The organism is Caulobacter sp. HJHS_5 (genome assembly GCF_056683955.1).
This window is the reverse complement of sequence record NZ_JBWZNC010000003.1, coordinates 58,393-77,492: the sequence shown is the minus strand read 5'-3', so window position 1 is coordinate 77,492 and position 19,100 is coordinate 58,393. Positions and strand designations below refer to the sequence as shown.

At 65.4% G+C, this 19,100-nt stretch carries 16 protein-coding genes; 14 read left to right on the top strand and 2 right to left on the bottom strand.

Going from position 1 to position 19,100, the window contains the following annotated elements; genetic code table 11:
- Window positions 1–12 precede the first annotated feature (12 nt).
- The 13 genes from ACFLIT_RS06620 (at window position 13) to hemN (ending at window position 15,895) form a co-directional block, all read left to right on the top strand.
- Window positions 13–3,624: a glycosyltransferase gene (locus tag ACFLIT_RS06620; RefSeq protein WP_479910420.1), complete on the top strand. Its 3,612-nt coding sequence runs from the start codon at window positions 13–15 to the stop codon at window positions 3,622–3,624.
- Window positions 3,625–3,666: 42 nt separating this feature from the next.
- Window positions 3,667–4,671, top strand: a complete 1,005-nt coding sequence (locus ACFLIT_RS06615) for a glycosyltransferase family 61 protein (protein ID WP_479910419.1) — start codon at window positions 3,667–3,669, stop codon at window positions 4,669–4,671.
- A 9-nt stretch (window positions 4,672–4,680) separates the two neighbouring features.
- Window positions 4,681–5,355 (top strand): FkbM family methyltransferase, encoded by a 675-nt coding sequence (locus tag ACFLIT_RS06610; RefSeq protein WP_479910418.1) that lies wholly within the window; start codon window positions 4,681–4,683, stop codon window positions 5,353–5,355.
- A 158-nt stretch (window positions 5,356–5,513) separates the two neighbouring features.
- Window positions 5,514–6,254 (top strand): methyltransferase domain-containing protein, encoded by a 741-nt coding sequence (locus ACFLIT_RS06605; protein WP_479910417.1) that lies wholly within the window; start codon window positions 5,514–5,516, stop codon window positions 6,252–6,254.
- 434 nt (window positions 6,255–6,688) lie between these two features.
- Window positions 6,689–8,356, top strand: a complete 1,668-nt coding sequence (gene ccoN, locus ACFLIT_RS06600; protein WP_479910416.1) for a cytochrome-c oxidase, cbb3-type subunit I — start codon at window positions 6,689–6,691, stop codon at window positions 8,354–8,356.
- Window positions 8,357–8,361: 5 nt separating this feature from the next.
- Complete coding sequence (gene ccoO, locus ACFLIT_RS06595) at window positions 8,362–9,105, top strand: cytochrome-c oxidase, cbb3-type subunit II (protein WP_479910752.1); 744 nt, start codon at window positions 8,362–8,364, stop codon at window positions 9,103–9,105.
- On the top strand, window positions 9,102–9,284 hold the full coding sequence (locus tag ACFLIT_RS06590) for a cbb3-type cytochrome c oxidase subunit 3 (protein WP_479910415.1): 183 nt from the start codon (window positions 9,102–9,104) through the stop codon (window positions 9,282–9,284). The genes ccoO and ACFLIT_RS06590 overlap by 4 nt, the downstream gene beginning before the upstream one ends.
- Window positions 9,277–10,161, top strand: a complete 885-nt coding sequence (gene ccoP, locus ACFLIT_RS06585) for a cytochrome-c oxidase, cbb3-type subunit III (protein WP_479910414.1) — start codon at window positions 9,277–9,279, stop codon at window positions 10,159–10,161. The genes ACFLIT_RS06590 and ccoP overlap by 8 nt, the downstream gene beginning before the upstream one ends.
- Window positions 10,158–11,654 (top strand): cytochrome c oxidase accessory protein CcoG, encoded by a 1,497-nt coding sequence (gene ccoG / locus ACFLIT_RS06580; RefSeq protein ID WP_479910413.1) that lies wholly within the window; start codon window positions 10,158–10,160, stop codon window positions 11,652–11,654. The genes ccoP and ccoG overlap by 4 nt, the downstream gene beginning before the upstream one ends.
- Window positions 11,651–12,133, top strand: coding sequence for a FixH family protein (locus tag ACFLIT_RS06575; RefSeq protein ID WP_479910412.1), 483 nt, complete (start codon window positions 11,651–11,653; stop codon window positions 12,131–12,133). The genes ccoG and ACFLIT_RS06575 overlap by 4 nt, the downstream gene beginning before the upstream one ends.
- Window positions 12,124–14,307, top strand: a complete 2,184-nt coding sequence (locus ACFLIT_RS06570) for a heavy metal translocating P-type ATPase (protein ID WP_479910411.1) — start codon at window positions 12,124–12,126, stop codon at window positions 14,305–14,307. The genes ACFLIT_RS06575 and ACFLIT_RS06570 overlap by 10 nt, the downstream gene beginning before the upstream one ends.
- Window positions 14,304–14,462 carry a cbb3-type cytochrome oxidase assembly protein CcoS gene (gene ccoS / locus ACFLIT_RS06565; protein WP_479910410.1) on the top strand — a complete coding sequence of 53 codons (159 nt, stop codon included), beginning with the start codon at window positions 14,304–14,306 and terminating at the stop codon, window positions 14,460–14,462. Before ACFLIT_RS06570 ends, ccoS begins: the two co-directional genes overlap by 4 nt.
- A gap of 44 nt (window positions 14,463–14,506) precedes the next feature.
- A complete protein-coding gene (gene hemN / locus ACFLIT_RS06560; RefSeq protein ID WP_479910409.1) occupies window positions 14,507–15,895 on the top strand; it encodes an oxygen-independent coproporphyrinogen III oxidase in 1,389 nt (462 codons plus the stop codon).
- A 39-nt stretch (window positions 15,896–15,934) separates the two neighbouring features.
- On the opposite strand, the gene ACFLIT_RS06555 is transcribed toward hemN, so the two are convergent.
- A complete protein-coding gene (locus tag ACFLIT_RS06555; RefSeq protein ID WP_479910408.1) occupies window positions 15,935–16,582 on the bottom strand; it encodes a helix-turn-helix domain-containing protein in 648 nt (215 codons plus the stop codon).
- A gap of 133 nt (window positions 16,583–16,715) precedes the next feature.
- On the opposite strand from ACFLIT_RS06555, the gene ACFLIT_RS06550 reads away from it, so the two are divergent.
- The gene (locus ACFLIT_RS06550; protein WP_479910407.1) at window positions 16,716–17,750 is read left to right on the top strand and encodes a LacI family DNA-binding transcriptional regulator; all 1,035 of its coding nucleotides are present in this window, start codon (window positions 16,716–16,718) and stop codon (window positions 17,748–17,750) included.
- 633 nt (window positions 17,751–18,383) lie between these two features.
- Here the strand turns inward: ACFLIT_RS06550 and ACFLIT_RS06545 are convergent.
- A complete protein-coding gene (locus ACFLIT_RS06545; protein ID WP_479910406.1) occupies window positions 18,384–18,956 on the bottom strand; it encodes a hypothetical protein in 573 nt (190 codons plus the stop codon).
- Between the last annotated feature and the right edge of the window lie 144 nt (window positions 18,957–19,100).

The window sequence follows — 19,100 nt, the reverse complement described above, 5'->3', positions numbered from 1 at the left end:
GGTGGAATGCTCATGATCCTCCGCTATTGGCTGCAGGGCGAAGACACGCAGAATTTCGGCGACTTCCTGTCCGAACTTTTTGCTGCTCGGTTGTTCACTGCACCCAAGGTGCAGGCTGATGTCGTTCGCGTGGTCGGCAGCTGCCTAGCCGACTGGCTCGTCGGCGATGACCTTCAAGGTGTCGGCCGTCCGCTCGATGGCGTGCTGGCCGCTTGGGCCTGCGGTTCGCGCGACGGCGAGCCGATCAGCGAAGAGACTTGGAAGCATCTGGCTGTGTTCGGCGTGCGCGGCCCGCTCACGCGAGACGCCTTGGGCCTGCCCGCCGATACGGCGCTTGGCGATTCCGGTCTGCTCATACCGCTTCTGCATGCGCCCAAGAAAAGCCGCCTAGCCGGCAAGACGCTGTGCATTCCACATTTCCATGACCGCTCTAGCGACGCCGAGCTTCTGGAACGCACCGGCGTTGAGGCCGTCGTGCGACCGGGCGTGGCCAATTCGCTGGACGCTTTGGAAGCCTTGCTCGACACGATTGCCGGCGCCGATTTTATCCTCAGCGGCTCGCTGCACGGCGCTATCGTCGCCGCCGCCTATGGCGTTCCGTTCGCCTACTTCGACGTCGGCCAACTCGACCTCCCATTCAAGTGGCGAGATTTTTCGGCTTCGGCGGGCATTCCGACCCTGTTCATCTCTAATTTGGCCCAGGGCCGAAAAGCCTATAACGAACTTATCAAGCCGGCCCTGCGCCTGCCGCTGCTGACCCCAATCCTCGACGTCTGCCCGCTTGAGGTGCAGCCGCATATCCGGCTTGCCGCCATGGTTCGTGACAGGGTGATCTCCGAGGCAGAGGCCGCGCCGGCAATCAGCGCCCTGGCGAGGCAGGCCGCCGGCCGCGTCTGGACGCCGCCGACGCCCCAGGCCGAGTATCAGCGTGGCCTGAACGCCCTGCAGGGCTCGCTCGACGAAAGCCTCTCCGCCCTGGCGGCCGGTGAGGCGGCGAGAGCAACGCTTGAGGCGGAGATCGTCGCCCTGCGTCGGAGCCTTGAGGATGCGAATGCCGCCAAGGCTGCTCAGGCCGCTAAGGCGGAAGGTCTCGGCGCACGCCTTCTGGCTGCAGACGCAGTGGCAGTCGAACTGCGCCAGCAAGTAGAGGTCGCTTCGACGCGTTTGCTGGAGCTTTCGGCGGCGGCTAGCACCGAACGCTACCGTCTGGAGCAGGCGCTAGAGGCTCAGGGCGAACTGGCGACCGTTCTCTCACAACAGTTTGAAGTCGAGCGGGAACGTCTCCAAACTTCAGAGGCCGCCGAGGCCGAATTGCGCCAGGAAGTCGCGAGTCTGACCGACGCCGTCCGCAATCTTGAGGCTCTGCTGTTTGTCCCGACCGTCCCGCAGCCGGTGCTCGAGACGACGGCCTCCACCGCCATTGAAGCGGCGGCGTGGACCGCGGCGGCGTTTGTGGAGCCCGAACCGGCGCCTTCCGCCGAGCCGATGGAGTCGCTGGAGGATCGACCGCATCACGATTGGCCGGTTGCGCTGAATCCGGCGGCTGACCGCAACGAACTCGGCCTCTACGACCGGCGTCCCGACGATAGCGTTCCCATCGAGGGGCAGCGGGGCGCGATCTTTCTCGAACGTTTCGCCCTGCTCAACAAGAAAAGCAGCGATTTCAAAGGCGCCGTCGAGTATCTCAACGACCTGGAACGGCCGGAGCCAACCGCCTCGCCGACGGTTTCGGTGATCATTCCAGTCTATGGTCAGCTGAACTATACGCTGAATTGCCTCGACTCGCTGCTGACTCACAAGTCGCGACATTCATTCGAGGTTATCGTCTCAGATGACGCTTCGCCGGACAAAAGCGAGAAATATCTCCGCCGCATCCAAGGCATCACCTACGTCAAGCGAGCCGAGAACGGCGGCTTCATCCGCAACTGCAACGATGCGGCGGCCGCTAGTCGCGGCGAATACATCGTCATGCTCAACAACGACACGCGGGTTGTCGAGGGGTGGCTCGACGAGTTAATTGGCTCGTTTGACATCTTCCCGAAGGCAGGCCTGGTCGGCTCGAAGCTGTTCTATCCAGATGGCGTGCTGCAGGAAGCCGGCGGTATCATCTGGCGAGACGGCTCGGCCTGGAACTACGGCCGTAACGACGATCCCAACCGGTCACGCTACACCTACGCCCGTCGGGCCGACTACATCTCCGGGGCCTCGATCGCCATGCGCCGCAGGGACTGGGACGCGCTCGGCGGCTTCGATACGGAGTATGCGCCGGCTTATGCAGAGGATTCCGACCTCGCCTTCCGGGTTCGCGCAGCGGGCATGGAGGTCTGGATGCAGGCGCTGTCGCGCGTCATCCACTACGAAGGCAAGACGTCTGGAACGAGCGTCGCCAGCGGAACGAAGGCCTATCAGGTGGTCAATCAACGCAAGCTGGCCAAGCGCTGGCGGGGGGTGTTGGCTGGGCACCGCCCGAACGGGGAAAGCCCCTGGCTAGAGCGCGACCGCGACAGTGAGAAACGGGTGCTGGTGCTCGATCTTCTGACGCCGACGCCGAACCAGGATGCTGGATCTGTGACCACCGTGAAGGTGATCCGCTCCTTCCAGGAGATGGGCTACAAAGTCGTCTTCGCGCCGGTCGACAACATGCTCTATGTCGAGCCGGCGACGCAGGATCTGCAGCGCATGGGGGTGGAATGCCTCTACCACCCCTTCGAATCGCTCGAGCGCCACCTACAGCAGATGGGCGGCTACTATGAAGTAGTCCACGTCTTCCGCCCGTCGGTGATGAAACGGGTCAATGACCTGATCAAGACCTACTGCCCGCGCAGCTCCGTCATCTATAACAATATGGACCTGCATTATCTGCGGGTGGCCCGCCAGGCGGTAATCGAGAAATCCGATGCCCTGGCTGAGAGAGCGCGCACCCAGAAGGCCGACGAATTCAACACCATGTCCTTCGCGGACGTGGTCTGCGTGCCGTCGACCAAGGAGAAGGAAATTCTTCAACGCAACGCGCTCAGTCGGCCGGTGATCGTCATGCCGTTCATGGTCGATCTGACGCCGACGGCCTCCAGCTTCGCCGAGCGTAGGGATGTGGTTTTCGTCGGCGGCTATAGCCACACGCCGAACGTCGACGCCGCCGTCTGGCTGGCCGAGGAAATATGGCCGCTGATCGAGCCGCATTGTCCCGAGGCGCGGCTCATTTTGGCCGGCTCTAAGCCGCCCAAGGCTGTGCTGAATCTGGCCTCCGAACGGGTGATTGTCACCGGCTTCGTTGAGGATCTGGCCCCTTTGTTCGAAACCGCCAAGGTCTCCATCGCGCCCCTGCGCTTCGGCGCCGGCGTGAAAGGCAAGATCTACAGCTCGATGTCCTACGGCGTGCCGGTGGTTACCACCACGCTCGGCGGCGAGGGCATGGGCATCATCGACCGCGAGCTGGCTATGGTCGCCGACACCCCCGAAGAGATCGCCCGGCGCACGGTGGAGCTGTTCTCAGACCGGGCGCTATGGGAGAAGCTGGCGCGCGCGGGTATCGAGTTCATCGACTTCCATCACACGCTGAAGGCCGGTGTGCGGGCGATGAAGGAGGCGGTCAGCCTCGCAAGTGGCGTGGAATTGCGTGGGTGACGATGGGCGTCGGATTACACGTTTCGAAGATTGGTTAAGCCGATGTCGTCCTTGATCAAAGCTTTCCTGTCCAGCGCGCACCACGTGCCCCTTCCTGTCAATTGCGATCAGGAAACCCCTTTTCCCGGCCCGCGTTACCGCGCCACCGACGTTACGCCTAGTCCGTTGAAGCTTCATCGGGTGAATAACGTCGAGATCTCGGCGTGGGACTACGGCATAATTGTCAGAGATGGTGATGGGGGGGTTATGGAGGATTTGTCCTTCTCTATTGCGCATCCGCCCGAGAAATTCCCAGACCCTGTATTTGTGAGGGGGCGATCTGCGATCATAAACCACTGGTTGTCGGCTAACTACTGCCATTCTATGCTCGAGTCACTGCCTCTGATACACGCGTTATGTGAGGCGGAGGTCTTGGGGGATATACAGAATGTCATATGCGACGTTTGGGCCCGATCTCTGACGCGGGAGGTCCTCTCTATCTATAATTCTTATGCCACGATATTGCCGGCAAGCAGTCCTGTCCGTCTTGTTTTCGAAGAACTCTATGTCTTCGAGCCTCTCCATCATCCAGCCCACAATGGGCACGATCTTATCGGTCGATTTTTCGACCGGGTAGTCTCTGCTGCGCCGAAGAGAGATGTCGATGATCGAATAATGATCGTCGCGCGGCCTACTGGGCGGCGGGGGTTCGAAAATTTAGACCAACTTGTTTCTAGATTAGGTCCGAGCGCGGTGAACATCGTTTCGTTAGACTCTTCGATGACGCTTCTAGAGCAGGCCGCGCTTTTCAATGCTAGCACAACTATAATTGCAGCGCACGGGGCTGCTCTGGCCAATATAGCGTTTTGTCATAGCGGTGCCCGTGTAATAGAGATTTTCAATTCCAGATATGCAACACCGGCGTTCTGGGGTCTGGCCGGAATGAAAGGTATTAACTACGCGGCCTTACCGGATGCGCGCGGCGTATTTTATTATGATGAAACAAAAAAATACGACGATATATTGATCAGTGTGGATGCGGTTTGCTCGGCGTTACGTGCGCGATAGGGAAATTGAATGCCCAGAATTCATACCAGCGATCTTGAGGACGATATCCCTCTATTTATAAGGGAGAGAATACCTCTCGCCAGAATAGAAACTGTTTTTGACGTCGGCGCGAATGTTGGATGGGTTTCTTTGTCCTATCTTCGTCGCTTCTCGACGGCCCACGTCTGGGCTTTCGAGCCTGTTCCGTCGATCTTCCAAGAGTTGGAGCAAAATATTGCGCGACATGAAAAGCTTGAAAGCGTCACGCTAAATCGGTGCGCCTTGGGGGCGAAAAGGGGGCAGGTTTTCATGACCGCTACGCCAGGCGTGACCGTAAATAAGGTTGTCGAATCCGAGGGCAATAATACGACGGTCGTCGATGTTCTTAGGGGTGATAATTACTGCCAGGATGCGGGGATACGACACATAGATATGCTCAAGATTGATGCCGAGGGCTACGATATGCGTGTTCTGCTTGGATTTTCGGAGATGCTTAGCGACGGTGAGATAGATTTTATCCAAGTGGAGGCTGGTATGAGCAGGGATAACAAGCTGCACATACCGTTGGATCATTACGCTGGTGTCCTGTATTCTATGGGGTACAATATTCTCACAATTAGAAATCAGGCCTCCGATGAGGAGCCCATGCTCAAGTGGGCCGATGTAGTCTTTATCCACGAGAGTAAGTCGAAGGCCTACGCCTAACGGCCTGCTCCAACGGTGCGATATGGCGCCGTAACGTTTGGATAAACAATGGGGCGTTCCTCATGACACCTTGCGCAGTTTGCGGCTGCGGGCGTCTTATTCATCACGCTCTGATTGACCGCCATGAGTATCTCTCGTGTGAAGAGTGCGACTCAATCATGATCCATCCCGACACGATCAAGGTAATCGATGAAGGAAGATTCGTTCGAAATTACGATGACAGCTATTGGGCTGAGGAATTAGGAGCGGCGCGCCACCGATCCTGGGGTAGTTCCCTGGCCCGCGTCGCCGAACTCGTTCTTTATGCCCGTAGACCGCTACGTCGCGTGGTCGATATTGGTACTGGGCCTGGCTTCCTGCTGGATGCGTTGGCTACTTATCTGCCGTCTTCGAAGCATATCTTCTGGGGCGTGGAGGCTTATCCTCCCGAAGAACATAGCCCCCACCCTAATTATATATCTGGCACCCTCGGTTCGACGGAAGGGCGCTTTGACGCAGGCGTGTGCGTTGAAGTTCTTGAGCACCTTACGCCGGCAATGGCTCGGGCTCTGGCTGCGGAAATGGCCGAGAAGTCCCAGCCCGATGCGCTTTATCTGTTCAATACGGGGCTGCCGAGTTACGTCCGCAACGAGGATCCGCGCTATCTAGATCCGACGAGACGGGGTCATATAGTCTCGTATGGTCTCGAGGGCGTACGACGTATCTTTGGCCCAGTTGGGTTCACTGTGATCCCACTGAGAGGGAAGAGTTGGGCGTTCCTTCTGGAGTTCGGGCAGCAGCCGGGACGCCCTGAAGATCGTATATGGTCCGCCTTACCTGAAAATCGTGCGATCCTTGAAGATCCGGTTATGGGTAGCCTGATGTATTCCGTCGGATTGGACGCCGCGCGTGCCTATTAGGCGGCGCGACCTGGCCCTCCTGTCCGCCTAACGTTTAGAGGACCGCGGCGCCGCTTGATACTCAGGCGCAGCGCCCCCAACTGACTGCGCCCCACCCACAGAGCGGCGAGCCCAGCCATGCCCAGGCTCGCCGCTGCGAGACACCAGCCACAGTGGGGTGTTTGCGGGCCGGCGCCGCACAGGGTTCCCATGATCGCCATGTGCAGCTGAGCCTCGGCGAAAGCGCGGGCGGCGCAGGCGAGGAGGAGAGCGCCGCCGAGAGCGGCGGCGAGGCGGCGGACGATGTCGGGGATGTAGGACGACGGTCGCATGCCGGTCTCCGAGTGCGCGGCCCTCTTGCCGCGGGCCGCGCCGGCCGCCCTTGATCGATGTCAACGCGCCGGCGGCGTGGCTGCGGCACTGGCTGCCGCAACCTCAGCAATCGCCTGGACGCCATGGCCCAGCTCGCCGCCAAACCTTCTTCAGACGCGCCGCCCGACGCCATCGCGCTCTATGTCTTCACGGGCGTGGCCGCGCTGCTCAGCCTGGCGGCCACCGCCCTTAGCCCCGACCCGGCGTTCCGGTTCCACGGCTGGGTGTTCTCGGCCGCCTTCGTCATCGCCTTCTGCGTGCTGACCGTGGGCATAAATTCCGGCCGCCTGCGGTCCGAACCGGACCGCTACGCCGACGGCGTGATCCGCGCCGGGGTCATCGCCACCATGGTCTGGGCCATTGTCGGCCTCTCGGCGGGGGTGTTCGCCGCCGCCCAGCTCAGCTGGCCGCGCCTTCTCTATTTCCCCGAAGCCCCGTGGCTGAACTTCGGCCGCCTGCGCCCGCTGCACACCTCGGCGGTGATCTTCGCTTTCGGCGGCAATGGCCTGATCGCCACCTCCTTCTATGTCGTGCAGCGCACCTGCAAGGCGCGCCTGGCCGGCGGCGTCGCGCCCTGGTTCGTCTTCTGGGGCTATCAGCTGTTCATCGTGCTGGCCGCGACGGGCTATCTCGCCGGGATCACCCAGAGCCGCGAGTACGCCGAGCCCGAGTGGTACGTCGATCTGTGGCTGACCCTCGTCTGGGTCGTCTACCTCCTCGTCTTCCTGGGCACGATCTGGAAGCGCAGGGAGCCGCACATCTATGTGGCCAACTGGTTCTACCTGGCCTTCATCGTCACCATCGCCATCCTGCACTTGTTGAACAACGCGGCGGTTCCGGTCGGCCTGCTGGAGTCCAAGAGCTACTCCGCCTTCGCCGGCGTTCAGGACGCCCTGGTCCAGTGGTGGTACGGCCACAACGCCGTCGCCTTCTTCCTCACCGTGCCGTTCCTGGCGATGATGTACTACTTCGTGCCCAAGCGCGCGGAGCGGCCGGTCTATTCCTACCGGCTTTCAATCGTCCACTTCTGGTCGCTGATCTTCATCTACATCTGGGCGGGCCCGCACCACCTGCACTTCACGGCCCTGCCGCAGTGGACCCAGACGCTCGGCATGACCTTCTCGATCATGCTGTGGATGCCGTCCTGGGGCGGCATGATCAACGGCTTCATGACCCTCTCGGGCGCCTGGGACAAGGTCCGCACCGACCCCGTGATCCGCATGATGGTGGTGGCCATGGCCTTCTACGGCATGGCCACCTTCGAGGGGCCGCTGATGAGCGTGCGGGCGGTCAACGCCCTGTCGCACTACACCGACTGGACCATCGGCCACGTGCACTCCGGCGCCCTGGGCTGGAACGGCTTCATCACCTTCGCCTGCGTCTACATGCTGGTTCCCTGGCTGTGGAAGAAGGACCGGCTGTACTCGAACACGCTGGTCGAGTGGCACTTCTGGATCGCGACCACCGGGATCCTTCTCTACATCTCCTCGATGTGGGTCTCCGGCGTCATGGAAGGCCTGATGTGGCGCGAATACACGCCTCAGGGCTACCTCGCGAACGCCTTCGTCGAGACCGTCGCGGCCAAGCACATCCCCAACATCATCCGCACCGTGGGAGGCCTGATGTTCCTCTCCGGCGCCCTGATCATGTCCTACAACCTGTGGCGTACGATCCGTATGCCGGGCCGAGCCACGGCCGGCCTGGCGACCGCGATCACGCCGCCCCTCTCCGCCCCCGCGGCGGCCGAGTGAGGGCCCTGTCCATGTGGAAGAAACACCAGAAGTTCGAGCGCAACTCGATCATCCTGACGCTCGGCATCATCGTCGCCGTGTCGATCGGGGGTCTGATCGAAATCTCGCCGCTGTTCTACCTTGAGAGCACCATCGAGAAGGTGGACGGCGTGCGCCCCTACACCCCGCTGGAGCAGGCCGGGCGCGACATCTATGTGCGAGAGGGCTGCTACGTCTGCCACTCGCAGATGATCCGACCTCTGCGCGACGAGGTGGAGCGCTACGGCCACTATAGCCTGGCCGCCGAGAGCATGTACGACCACCCCTTCCAATGGGGGTCGAAGCGCACGGGCCCGGACCTTGCGCGCGTCGGCGGCAAATACTCCGACGGCTGGCATCAGCAACACCTGGACGACCCGCGCTCGGTGGTGCCGGAATCCAACATGCCGCCCTACGCCTTCCTGGCGAGCACCGAGCTCGACTACCGCAACATGACCCAGCGGCTGAAGACGCTGAAGGCGGTCGGCGTGCCCTATACCGACAGCCAGATCGCCAACGCCAAGGCGGACCTGGAGACCCAGGCCGATCCCTTCGCCAGCGAGACCTCGGACCTGCGCCAGCGCTACGACGCCAAGGTCGCCCAGCGCGACTTCGACGGCGATCCCGCCCGGATCACCGAGATGGACGCCCTGATCGCCTACCTGCAGGTGCTGGGGACCATGGTCGATTTCCGCACCTACAAGGCGGAAGACCCGGAGAACATGCGATGAGCGGCCTTCTCCAGCTGGAATATGAGGCGGTCGCCCGGTTCGCTCAGCAGGGCGGCACGATCTTCTTCGGCCTGATGTTCGCGGCGGGCGTCGCCTACGCCCTCTGGCCGCGCCACCGCGAGACCTTCAAGCGCCTCGCCCACCTGCCCCTCGAAGACGACGAGCGCGACCATGGCTGAGCATCCGCAACGTGAGCGCGACGACCACAGCGGCGTGGAAACCACGGGCCACGAGTGGGACGGCATCAAGGAGCTCGACAACCCCCTGCCGCGCTGGTGGCTGTGGATTCTCTACGGCTCGATCGTCTGGGCCGCGATCTACTGGGTGCTGATGCCGGCCTGGCCGGGCGTGCGCGGCTATACCCATGGCCTGCTGAATCACTCCGACCGCGCGGAAGTCGCCGGCGAACTCGGCGTCCTGGCGTCTCAACGCAAGACGGGCGAGGCGCGGCTGGCCAGCGCCAGCCTGGAACAGATCGAGGCTGATCCCGAACTGCAGACCCTGGCGACGCAGATCGGTCAGTCGGTGTTCGGCGACAATTGCGCCACTTGTCATGGAGCGGGCGGCGCGGGCGCCAGAGGCTATCCCAACCTGCGCGACGACGTCTGGCTTTGGGGCGGTTCGTTGGAGGAGATCCGGCGGACGATCGCCGTGGGCGTGCGCTCCGGCCACGCCGAAACGCATGCCGGCGTCTCCATGCCGGCCTTCGGGCGTGACCAGATGCTCACCGGCCCGCAGGTGAACGACCTCGTGGAATACGTAACCGGCCTCGCCGGCCGGCCGGCCGACCCGGCCGCTGTCGAACGCGCCCGCCAGACCTTCGCCGATCAGTGCTCGGCCTGCCACGGGCCGGACGGCAAGGGCGGGGTCGCGCCCGGCGCGCCGGACCTGACCGACGCGGACTGGCTCTACGGCTCCGGCCGCCAAGCGATCCACGACCAGATCTGGAACGGCCGCAACGGCGTCATGCCGACCTGGCAGGCCCGCTTCTCGCCGGAGACGATCAAGGCCCTGGCCGTCTATGTCCACGTGAACGCGGGCGGCGACGCGAAATGACCGTCGTGATCGACCGCACCTCGCCCTCGCCCCGCACGCCGGTCTCGGCGGCCGCGGCGGCGCGGGCGCGCGCCGGTCGGACCAGCAACAAGGGTCTCTACAAGCCACGGGTCCCGATCTATCCGAAGGAGGCGCATGGCCGCTGGCGCCAGATCAAATGGGTCCTGCTGGTCGCCGCCCTGGCGGTCTACTACATCACGCCGTGGCTGCGCTGGGACCGGCCGGGCGATCTGCCGGATCAGGCGGTGCTGGTCGATTTCTTCGGAAGCCGCTTTTATTTCTTCGGCCTGCAGTTGTGGCCGCAGGAAATCCATTTCGTCGCCGGCCTCCTGGTGATGGCGGCCCTGGCCCTGTTCCTCGTCACCGCCCTGTTCGGGCGGCTGTGGTGCGGCTACGCCTGCCCCCAGACCGTGTGGACCGACCTCTACATCTTCGTGGAGCGGCTGTTCGAAGGCGACCGCAACGCCCGCATGCGTCTCGCCGCCGCGCCCTGGTCGCCGGACAAGCTGTGGCGCAAGGCCGGCAAGCACGCCGTCTGGCTGGCGGTCGCGTTCGGCACCGGCGGGGCCTGGATTTTCTATTTCCGCGACGCACCGCTGCTGCTGCGCGAGTTCTGGACCGGCGCGGCTCCGATTACCTCCTACGTCTCCTGCGCCCTGCTGACGGCCACCACCTACGTCTTCGCCGGGCACATGCGCGAGCAGGTCTGCATCTACATGTGCCCCTGGCCGCGCATCCAGGGCGCCATGCTCGACCAGCATTCGCTGCAGGTCACCTATCGCTACGACCGCGGCGAGCCGCGCGGGGCGCACAAGAAGGCTGAAAGCTGGGAAGGACGTGGCGACTGCATCGACTGCCACGCCTGCGTCGTCGTCTGCCCCATGGGCATCGACATCCGCGATGGCGCGCAGCTGGAGTGCATCAACTGCGGCCTGTGCATCGACGCCTGCGATGAAGTCATGCCCAAGGTCGGGCGGCCGACGGGTCTGATCGCCTATGACACCGACGCCGCCGTCGAGGCGCGATCCAAGGGCGACAAGCCGATCTATCGCCTGTTGCGTCCCCGCACCCTCTACTACGCCGTCGCCCTGGTCGCGATCGGCGGGCTGATGGCCTGGGGTCTGACCCATCGGGCGATGGTCGAGCTGCACGCCCTGCGCGACCGCAACCCGACCTATGTGCGTCTGCACGACGGCCAGGTGCGCAACGGCTACACCCTGAAGATCGCCAACCGCGCCTTCGAGGCCCGCACCTTCGAGGTGCGGCTGGAGGGGCTGTCCGGCGCCGTCCTGCGCAGTCCCGGCGAGCCCAGCGGCCAGGTCGTCCGCGCCGTCGTGCCGGCCAATGAGGTGCGCGCCTTCCGCGTTTTCGTCACCGCCCCGGTGACGGGCATCGCCGCGCCCAGCCTGCCGGCCGCCTTCCGCATCCGCGACGCCCGCGAGACCGCCCTCGCCAGAACCGTCTTCCTTACCGGCGTGGAGACCGAGCAATGACCGAGGCTGCGGCGACCGGCTTTCGCCTGCGTGGCGTGCATGTGCTGTTCGGCGTGGTCGCCTTCTTCGCGGTGATCATCGCCGTCGACGCGACCTTCACCGTGATGGCCGTGCGCAGCTTTCCCGGCCAGGTATCGGTGACCCCCTACGAGGACGGGCTGATCTACAACCAGCGTCTCGCCCAGTTGCATCGCCAGGATGCGCTCGGCTGGGCCGCCGCCGCCAGCGCCGCGCCCGGCCAGGTGGTGCTCGACTATCGCGATCGCGATGGCCGCCCGGTCGAAGGTCTGGCGATCACCGGCAAGCTCGAACGACCGGCCACCGAGGCTGGCCGTATCGCTCTACGATTTGAGGAGCATGGCGGCGGCCGCTACGTCGCGATGCATGCGGGGCTCGCCGGAGCGTGGGATCTGACCGCCGAGGCCAAGGCCAGGGACGGCGCCCGGTTCATGGCCGAGCGGAGGCTGACTTGGCCGTAACCGAACTCATTCCGCAAGCGGATCTGCGTGCTTTCCTCAGGCCCCGCGACGACGGCGGCTCCCGCCTCGACCTGTTGGTTCCCGACATTCGCTGCGCCGGCTGCCTGGGCAAGATCGAGCGCGTGGTGGCGGCGCTGCCCGGCGTCTCGGCCGCGCGGGTGAACCTGACGCGCAAGCATCTGACGGTCGACTTCTCGCGGGGGGGCGCCGACGCCGGCCAGGTGATCGTGGCGCTCGACAAGCTCGGTTATCCCGCCAGTCCCTACGATCCCGCCCAGGTCAAGCGCCGGCGCGACCGCGAGGGGTGTGAACTGGTTCTGGCGCTCGCCGTCGCCGGCTTCGGCGTGATGAACACCATGATGTTCTCGGTGCCGATCTGGGCCGGACTGTTCGGCCAGGAACTCGGGCCGGCGGCGCGCACCCTGATGATGTGGTTCGCCGGCGCGGTCGGCGCGCCCTGCGCCATCTTCGCCGGCATGCCCTTCTTCCGCTCCGCCTGGCGGTCGTTGAAGGCCCGGCGCGCGAACATGGACGTGCCGATCTCCATCGGCGTGATCCTGACGCTGGCGATCAGCTTCTCCGAAACGGTGCTGCGTGGGCGAGACGTCTATTTCGACGCCGCCGTCTCGCTGCTGTTCCTGCTGCTCATCGGCCGGTGGCTGGAGCATCGCCTGCGCGCCCGGGCCTCCAGCGCCGCCGCCGACCTTCTGGCTCTGCAAGCGGCGAGCGCCACCCTGGTCGATGGCGACGGTCGGATGCGTTCGGTTCCGCTGGCCGAGGTCGCGCCCGGCGACCGCGTGCTGGTGCGGCCCGGAGACCGCATCCCGGTCGACGGCCGCGTGGTGGAAGGGGCGGGCCAACTCGACAACAGCCTGCTCACCGGCGAGACGGCGCCGGCCGCCGTCGCGGTCGGGGCGCCGTGCCGCGCCGGGGCGGTGAACCTCTCGGGCGCGCTGACCCTGGTCGCCACGGCGCGGTCGGACGATTCCGCTGTCGCCGAGATCGCCCGCCTGGTCGAGGTCGGGGCTCAGTCGCGCTCGAAGTACGTGCGCCTCGCCGACAAGGCGGCGGCGATCTATGTGCCGGTGGTTCACGCCGCGGCCCTGGCCACCTTCGCGGGCGGCTGGGTTTTGGGGCTCGGTCCCCGCGAGGCCCTGATCCGCGCGGTCGCCGTGCTCATCGTCACCTGCCCCTGCGCCCTCGGCCTAGCCGCGCCCGCCGTGCAGATCACGGCTTCGGCTCGCCTGTTCCGCCGTGGGGTGCTGGTGAAGTCGGGCGCCGCGCTGGAGCGTCTGGCTGAGGTCAGTCACGTCATCCTCGACAAGACCGGCGTTCTGACTCTCGGCCGTCCGCGATTGATCGACGCCCCGAAGCGCGTCGTCGCTCAGGCCGCGCCGTTGGCGCGCGCCTCGCGTCACCCCCTGGCCCGCGCCCTGGCCGAGGCGGCAGGCGACGGGCCGTTGGCGAGCGAGGTGGTCGAGCATCCCGGTCAGGGCGTCGAAGGCGTTATCGACGGCCGTCGCGCGCGCCTCGGCCGCGCCGCCTTTCTCGGAATCGGGGAGGAGGGTGACGAGACCGAACTGTGGTTCGGATTCGAGGGCGACACCAAGGTGCGTCTGCGGTTCGAGGACGCGTTGCGCCCGGATGCGGCGGCGGCGGTCGAGGCGCTCGCCGCGCGGGGACTGTCGGTGGAGATTCTATCCGGAGACGTCGCGACCGCCGTGCGCCGCGTCGCCCGTGAGGCCGGCGTCACCGCCTGGCGCGCCGGCTGCACGCCGCAGGACAAGGCGGCCGTGATCGAGGCCCGCGCGGCGGCGGGTCTGAAGGTCGTGATGATCGGCGATGGGCTGAACGACGCCCCGGCCCTGGCCAGGGCCCACGTCGCCATGGCGCCCGGCTCGGCCCTGGAGGCCAGCCAGAACGCCGCCGACCTGGTCTTCTCGGGCGAGGCCCTGATGACCGTGGTCGAGGCCGTGGACATCGCCCGCAGCGCCCGGGGACGGGCGCTGGAGAACTTCGGCTTCGCGGCCCTCTACAACGCCGTGGCCGCGCCGGCCGCCATGTTCGGCCTGATCAATCCGTTCGTCGCCGCCCTCGCCATGTCCGGCTCCTCGCTGGTGGTGACGCTCAACGCCCTGCGCACGGGCCTGCTGAGGAAGGGGAGGGCGGCATGACCATCGTCCTCTTCCTCGCGCCCTTCTCCCTGGGGCTTGGCCTCCTGGCGGTGGCGGCCTTCTGGTGGACGCTGCGGGACGGCCAGTACGAGGACCCCGCGGGCGACGCGGCCCGGATCCTTGTCGACGAGCCCGAGGACCGTCCGGCGGTTTGATCGAGATCAGGGCGCGCCGTCGGCGCCCGCGTCACGAAGGCGGCATGACCCTGCATGTCCTGCCCGATCCTCGCCTGCGTCGCCTCGCCGACCTCGTCGCCCGCTACGACGGACGCACGCCGCGCTACACCAGCTACCCGACGGCGGTGCAGTTCGGGCCGGCGGTGGACGAGGCGACCTATCGCGGCTGGCTGGCGGCCCTGCCGCCTGGCGAGGCGATCTCGCTCTACCTGCACATCCCATTCTGCGCCCAGCTCTGCCTCTACTGCGGTTGCAACACCCGGGCGGTGCGGCGGCGTGGGCCGATCTCTGACTACGTCACCCTGCTGATCCGCGAGATCGCCATGCTCGCCGAGGCCCTGCCGGCCCGACTGAAGGTGCGCGCCATCCATCTCGGCGGCGGCTCGCCCAACATGCTGGCCCCGGAGGACCTCAATCGCCTGTTCGCCGCCATCGGCGAGGCCTTCGAGATCGAGAAGGGCTGCGAAGTCGCCGCCGAGCTCGACCCGTCCGCGACGTCGGCCGAATGGATCGAGGCGGCCGGTCACCACGGTCTGAATCGCGCCAGCCTGGGCGTGCAGAACCTCGACGTGGCCGTGCAGGCGGCGGTCAATCGTCACGAGACCTTCGATCAGGTGGCCCGCGCCGTGCACCGCCTGCGCGCGGTCGGCGTTGGTTCGATCAATCTCGACCTGATGTACGGCCTGCCGCGCCAGACCACCGCCGGTACGCTGGAGACCTTGAACGCCATCCTGACCCTGGCGCCGGAGCGCATCGCCTTGTTCGGCTACGCCCACGTGCCGTGGATGAAGCCGCACCAGGCCCTGATCGACGAGGCCAAGCTGCCATCGGCGCTCGAACGCCTGCATCAGTCGGAGGCGGCGGCCGAGCGGCTGGCCGAGGCCGGCTACGTCCGGATCGGGCTCGACCACTTCGCCCGCGCCGACGACGACATGGCCCGAGCCCTCTCGGACGGAACTTTGCGGCGCAACTTCCAGGGCTACACCACCGATCAGGCCGGAACCCTGCTCGGCGTCGGCGCCTCCTCGATCGGGCGCCTGCCGCAGGGCTTCGCGCAGAACGCAGCGGTCGAGATCGCCTGGCGCGCGTCGGTCGAGGCCGGTCGGTTGCCGGTGGCGCGGGGCGTCGCGGTGACCGATGAGGACCGAATGGTCGGCGAGGTGATCGAGCGACTGATGTGCGACCTCGAAGTCGATCTGGAGGCCGTGGGCTTGCGTCATCGCGCCCATGCCGGGGTGTTCGACGCCGCCCTGCCGAAGCTGACGCCCTTCATCCGCGATGGCCTGGCCACGCTTGGCGGCGACGGCGTGTTGCGGGTGGTCGGCGACGGCCGCCTCCTGGTCCGCTCGGTGGCCGCCGCCTTTGACGCCTATCTCGACGGCGACGGAACGCGGCACGCAAAGGCGATCTGAGGACCGGCCTCAGATCGCATGGTCAAATCCGCGGGGAGATCACGCGGCCATCGCCTCGAGAGCGGCCCACTTGCGCACCTCGAAGCGGCGCGTGGACGGAAAGGTGACGATGGCGTCGCCTTGCAGCCGGGTCAGCATGCGCGAGACGGTCTCGATGGTCAGGCCTAGATAGTCGGCCATGTCCTGCCGGCTCATCGGCAGGTCGACCTCGCTCTTGGTCTGGCGGTGGGCCAGGCCCATCAGGAAGCAGGCCACGCGCTCGCGGGCGCTCTTACGGCCGAGCATCACCACATGGTCCTGCAGGCGTTCCATTTCGCGGCCGGTGGCCTCCAGAATGGCGCGGTTGAGTTCCGCCTCGCCGGCGAAGGCGCGCATGGCGCTGCGACGCACGACCAGCACTTCGCAGTCGGTCAGGGCCTCGGCGGCGAAACGGTGATCGGGGCCCGGCTCCAGGCCGAAAACCTCGCCGGCGTAGTAGAAGTCGCCGACCTGGCGACGGCCGTCACAGGTGACCCGGCTGGTGCGAACCACGCCGCGGACGACCTGATAGAGGCGCTCGGCCTCATCGTCCTGAGCGTAGATCTCGCTGTCGCGCTCGAAGGCGACACGTGCGCCGAGGCGGCCAAAGGCGTCTGCGAGGGCGAAGACGGCGGGGCCGTCGGCGGTGAAATCGTGGGCAAGGCTCATTTTCGACATCCCCCGAACTGATGTTTCAAGGGGGTAGGGCCTCGCGATCGCGCGCGAAATTTCGGAAAGTCCCCTACGTAGTGTTACGGAGCACTACGAAGTCGAGATTGAGGGGGCCGCCCAGCGGGCCAAGATGAACAAGGCGACCAGGCCCCACACGGGCAAGCCGGCGACGATCAAAGATGTGGCGGAGGCCGTCGGGCTTTCCATCGCCACGGTTTCGCGAGCCCTGAGCAATCCGAGCATGCTCAACGCCGCGACCCTGGAGCGGGTGTCGAAGGCGATCGACGAACTGGGCTACCGGCCCAATCTGGTGGCGCGCAACCTGAAGACCAACGAGACGCGGCTGGTCATCGTCACCGCTCCCAGCCTCTCGCCCTTCTTCCTGGAGTTTTTCCGCGGTGCGGAGCAGGCCGCGCGCGAGACCGGCTACAGCGTGCTGATCGGCCACACCGAGCGTGACCCGGCCCGCGAACGCGGCTTCGTCGACCAGGTGAACAGCCGTCGCGCCGACGGCATGGTTCTGGTGTCCTCCATGGGCCTGGCGAACCTGGCCGAGGGCGCCCGCCGCCTGCCGCCCATCGTCATCGCCGTGGACATCGGGCCGGACAACGACCTGCCGAATGTGCGGGTCGATCACGCCGCCGCCGCCGCCGAGGTGACCGAACACCTGCTGGCCCTCGGCCATCGCCGTATCGCCCATATCTCCGGCGCGGCCTTCTCGCCGATGACCGGCCACCGGCTGGAAGGTTTTCAGCGCGCGCTGGCGGCCCGCGGCGTGCCCTTCGATCCCGCCCTGGTCGCCTCGGGCGCCTTCACCGTGGAGTCGGGCGAACAGGCCATGGAATCGCTCCTGGCCGCCGGCCCGCCGCCGACAGCGGTGTTCGCCGCCAACGATGAAATGGCGGTCGGGGCGATCCGCGCCTTGCGCCGCGCCGGGCTGCGCACGCCGCAGGATGTCTCCGTCGTGGGCTTCGACGACCAGCGCATCGCGGCCCTTTACGAGCCGGCTCTCACCACCGTGCGGATACCGACCTTCGAGATCGGCTATCTTTCGATGATCAAACTCGTGCGGATGCTGGCGGGCGACAGCGTCGAGCAGGACACCGTCCTGCCGTGCCAACTCATCGTTCGCCAATCGACTCTGCCGCTCAGCACTGGAAGCTGAGATCAAGATGGCTCTGTGAAGGAAGGCTTAAGTGAGGCCTCCGGGATGTCTCGTCAAAGCATCCGCAAGGCGATACTGATCCAAAGCGCATGGAACGCCGCGCAAGCGAGTACGCATAAGATGAATTCCCAGCGGATTCGATACCGCGCCGGCTTGCTTCGCAGCAGCGAATTCGTATGTTGCACATGCGAAGTGCTGATTGTTTGAGACACCAACCCCTCCCGCATCTTCTCGAATGCTTGCATTGAGGTAAGCACAAATCGATTGCGGAACTCCTACTATTTTTCGCCTCGTGCGAGAGTGTGCGTCTCTGAAAACAACTCGCGCGGGCGCGGGGGGTGACGCGCGGTAGGGCGCGCGCCGAAATCTCCTGCATTATCAGCCCCATGAATGATGGCGCGGGCGAGCCGGCGTGGCGCCGTTCGAGCGGGCGTTGTGACAACGCGTCGCGGGTTTAAGGGGCGGCTTTCGTCGAATCTCCGCCGTCCAGGCGCCATCGGGATGACCCTGGTGATTCGCGCCGCGAGACCTTCCGACGCCATGCTGCAGCCGCGCTGAGGTTGCGTTCCATCGGGCGCCGATCGGCGATCGCCCGCGGTCTAAGGGCGGCGCTTTCGCCGACGCGGCATTTGATCAACTCGGTTCGATCGGCCCAACTATGCTTGCCGTGACATTGTGCAAGACCAACTTCCGGCCCTCGCCATATCCGTATCCCGAGGTGACCGGGTCACGGCTCGCCAGCACGATCCGCATCTGCTGCGTGATGAACTCTCGGCTCTCGTCAAAGGCGTCGGATACGTAGAGCCTCACGAAGTGATAGCCCCCGGGGATGCTCCTCGCGCCCTCGACGTGACCGAGGACATGATCGTTTTGCACGATCTCATCCGCACGCGGGCGGCGGATGGCGGGCGGCGGCTGGACCAGAGCCGGCGTGGCGTCGGTCGCTCCAGCCTTGTCGGCGAGTTCAGCGGCCTTCTCTGGGGCGGGGCGATCGGCGACTTGGCCGCCGTCGTCTCTCGACCGTGGGTCGGGCGCGACCTCATCGGGTCGGCGTGCGAGCACCAACGCCATGGCCGCCAGCATGAAGATGACGCCTTGCCCGATCAGGAGGTCTTGCGTCTTCATATCGCTGAGCGGCGCCACAACCGGTATCAGGCAGACGACGACGCCGCATGCGAGGCTGAGAAAGGCTAAGAGGGCGGCCATGCGCGATCTGACCTCACCGTCCGGAGCGCTCGGATATTCTTGTCATCCGCGGCAGCTTCCGGGATCTATAAAGCCAAGAAAGCTGCCTCTGTATAATATACAGGCGGGGGATAGGTTGTCGCTCAAGTATTAGTCTGCGTCACG

Bases quoted from the DNA above. Each gene is read 5' to 3' on its own strand.
- ACFLIT_RS06620 (WP_479910420.1), top strand. From the start codon at position 13: ATGATCCTCCGCTATTGGCTGCAGGGCGAAGACACGCAGAATTTCGGC.
- ACFLIT_RS06615 (WP_479910419.1), top strand. From the start codon at position 3,667: ATGTCGTCCTTGATCAAAGCTTTCCTGTCCAGCGCGCACCACGTGCCC.
- ACFLIT_RS06610 (WP_479910418.1), top strand. From the start codon at position 4,681: ATGCCCAGAATTCATACCAGCGATCTTGAGGACGATATCCCTCTATTT.
- ACFLIT_RS06605 (WP_479910417.1), top strand. From the start codon at position 5,514: ATGATCCATCCCGACACGATCAAGGTAATCGATGAAGGAAGATTCGTT.
- ccoN (WP_479910416.1), top strand. From the start codon at position 6,689: ATGGCCCAGCTCGCCGCCAAACCTTCTTCAGACGCGCCGCCCGACGCC.
- ACFLIT_RS06590 (WP_479910415.1), top strand. From the start codon at position 9,102: ATGAGCGGCCTTCTCCAGCTGGAATATGAGGCGGTCGCCCGGTTCGCT.
- ccoP (WP_479910414.1), top strand. From the start codon at position 9,277: ATGGCTGAGCATCCGCAACGTGAGCGCGACGACCACAGCGGCGTGGAA.
- ccoG (WP_479910413.1), top strand. From the start codon at position 10,158: ATGACCGTCGTGATCGACCGCACCTCGCCCTCGCCCCGCACGCCGGTC.
- ACFLIT_RS06575 (WP_479910412.1), top strand. From the start codon at position 11,651: ATGACCGAGGCTGCGGCGACCGGCTTTCGCCTGCGTGGCGTGCATGTG.
- ccoS (WP_479910410.1), top strand. From the start codon at position 14,304: ATGACCATCGTCCTCTTCCTCGCGCCCTTCTCCCTGGGGCTTGGCCTC.
- hemN (WP_479910409.1), top strand. From the start codon at position 14,507: ATGACCCTGCATGTCCTGCCCGATCCTCGCCTGCGTCGCCTCGCCGAC.
- ACFLIT_RS06555 (WP_479910408.1), bottom strand. From the start codon at position 16,582: ATGAGCCTTGCCCACGATTTCACCGCCGACGGCCCCGCCGTCTTCGCC.
- ACFLIT_RS06550 (WP_479910407.1), top strand. From the start codon at position 16,716: ATGAACAAGGCGACCAGGCCCCACACGGGCAAGCCGGCGACGATCAAA.
- ACFLIT_RS06545 (WP_479910406.1), bottom strand. From the start codon at position 18,956: ATGGCCGCCCTCTTAGCCTTTCTCAGCCTCGCATGCGGCGTCGTCGTC.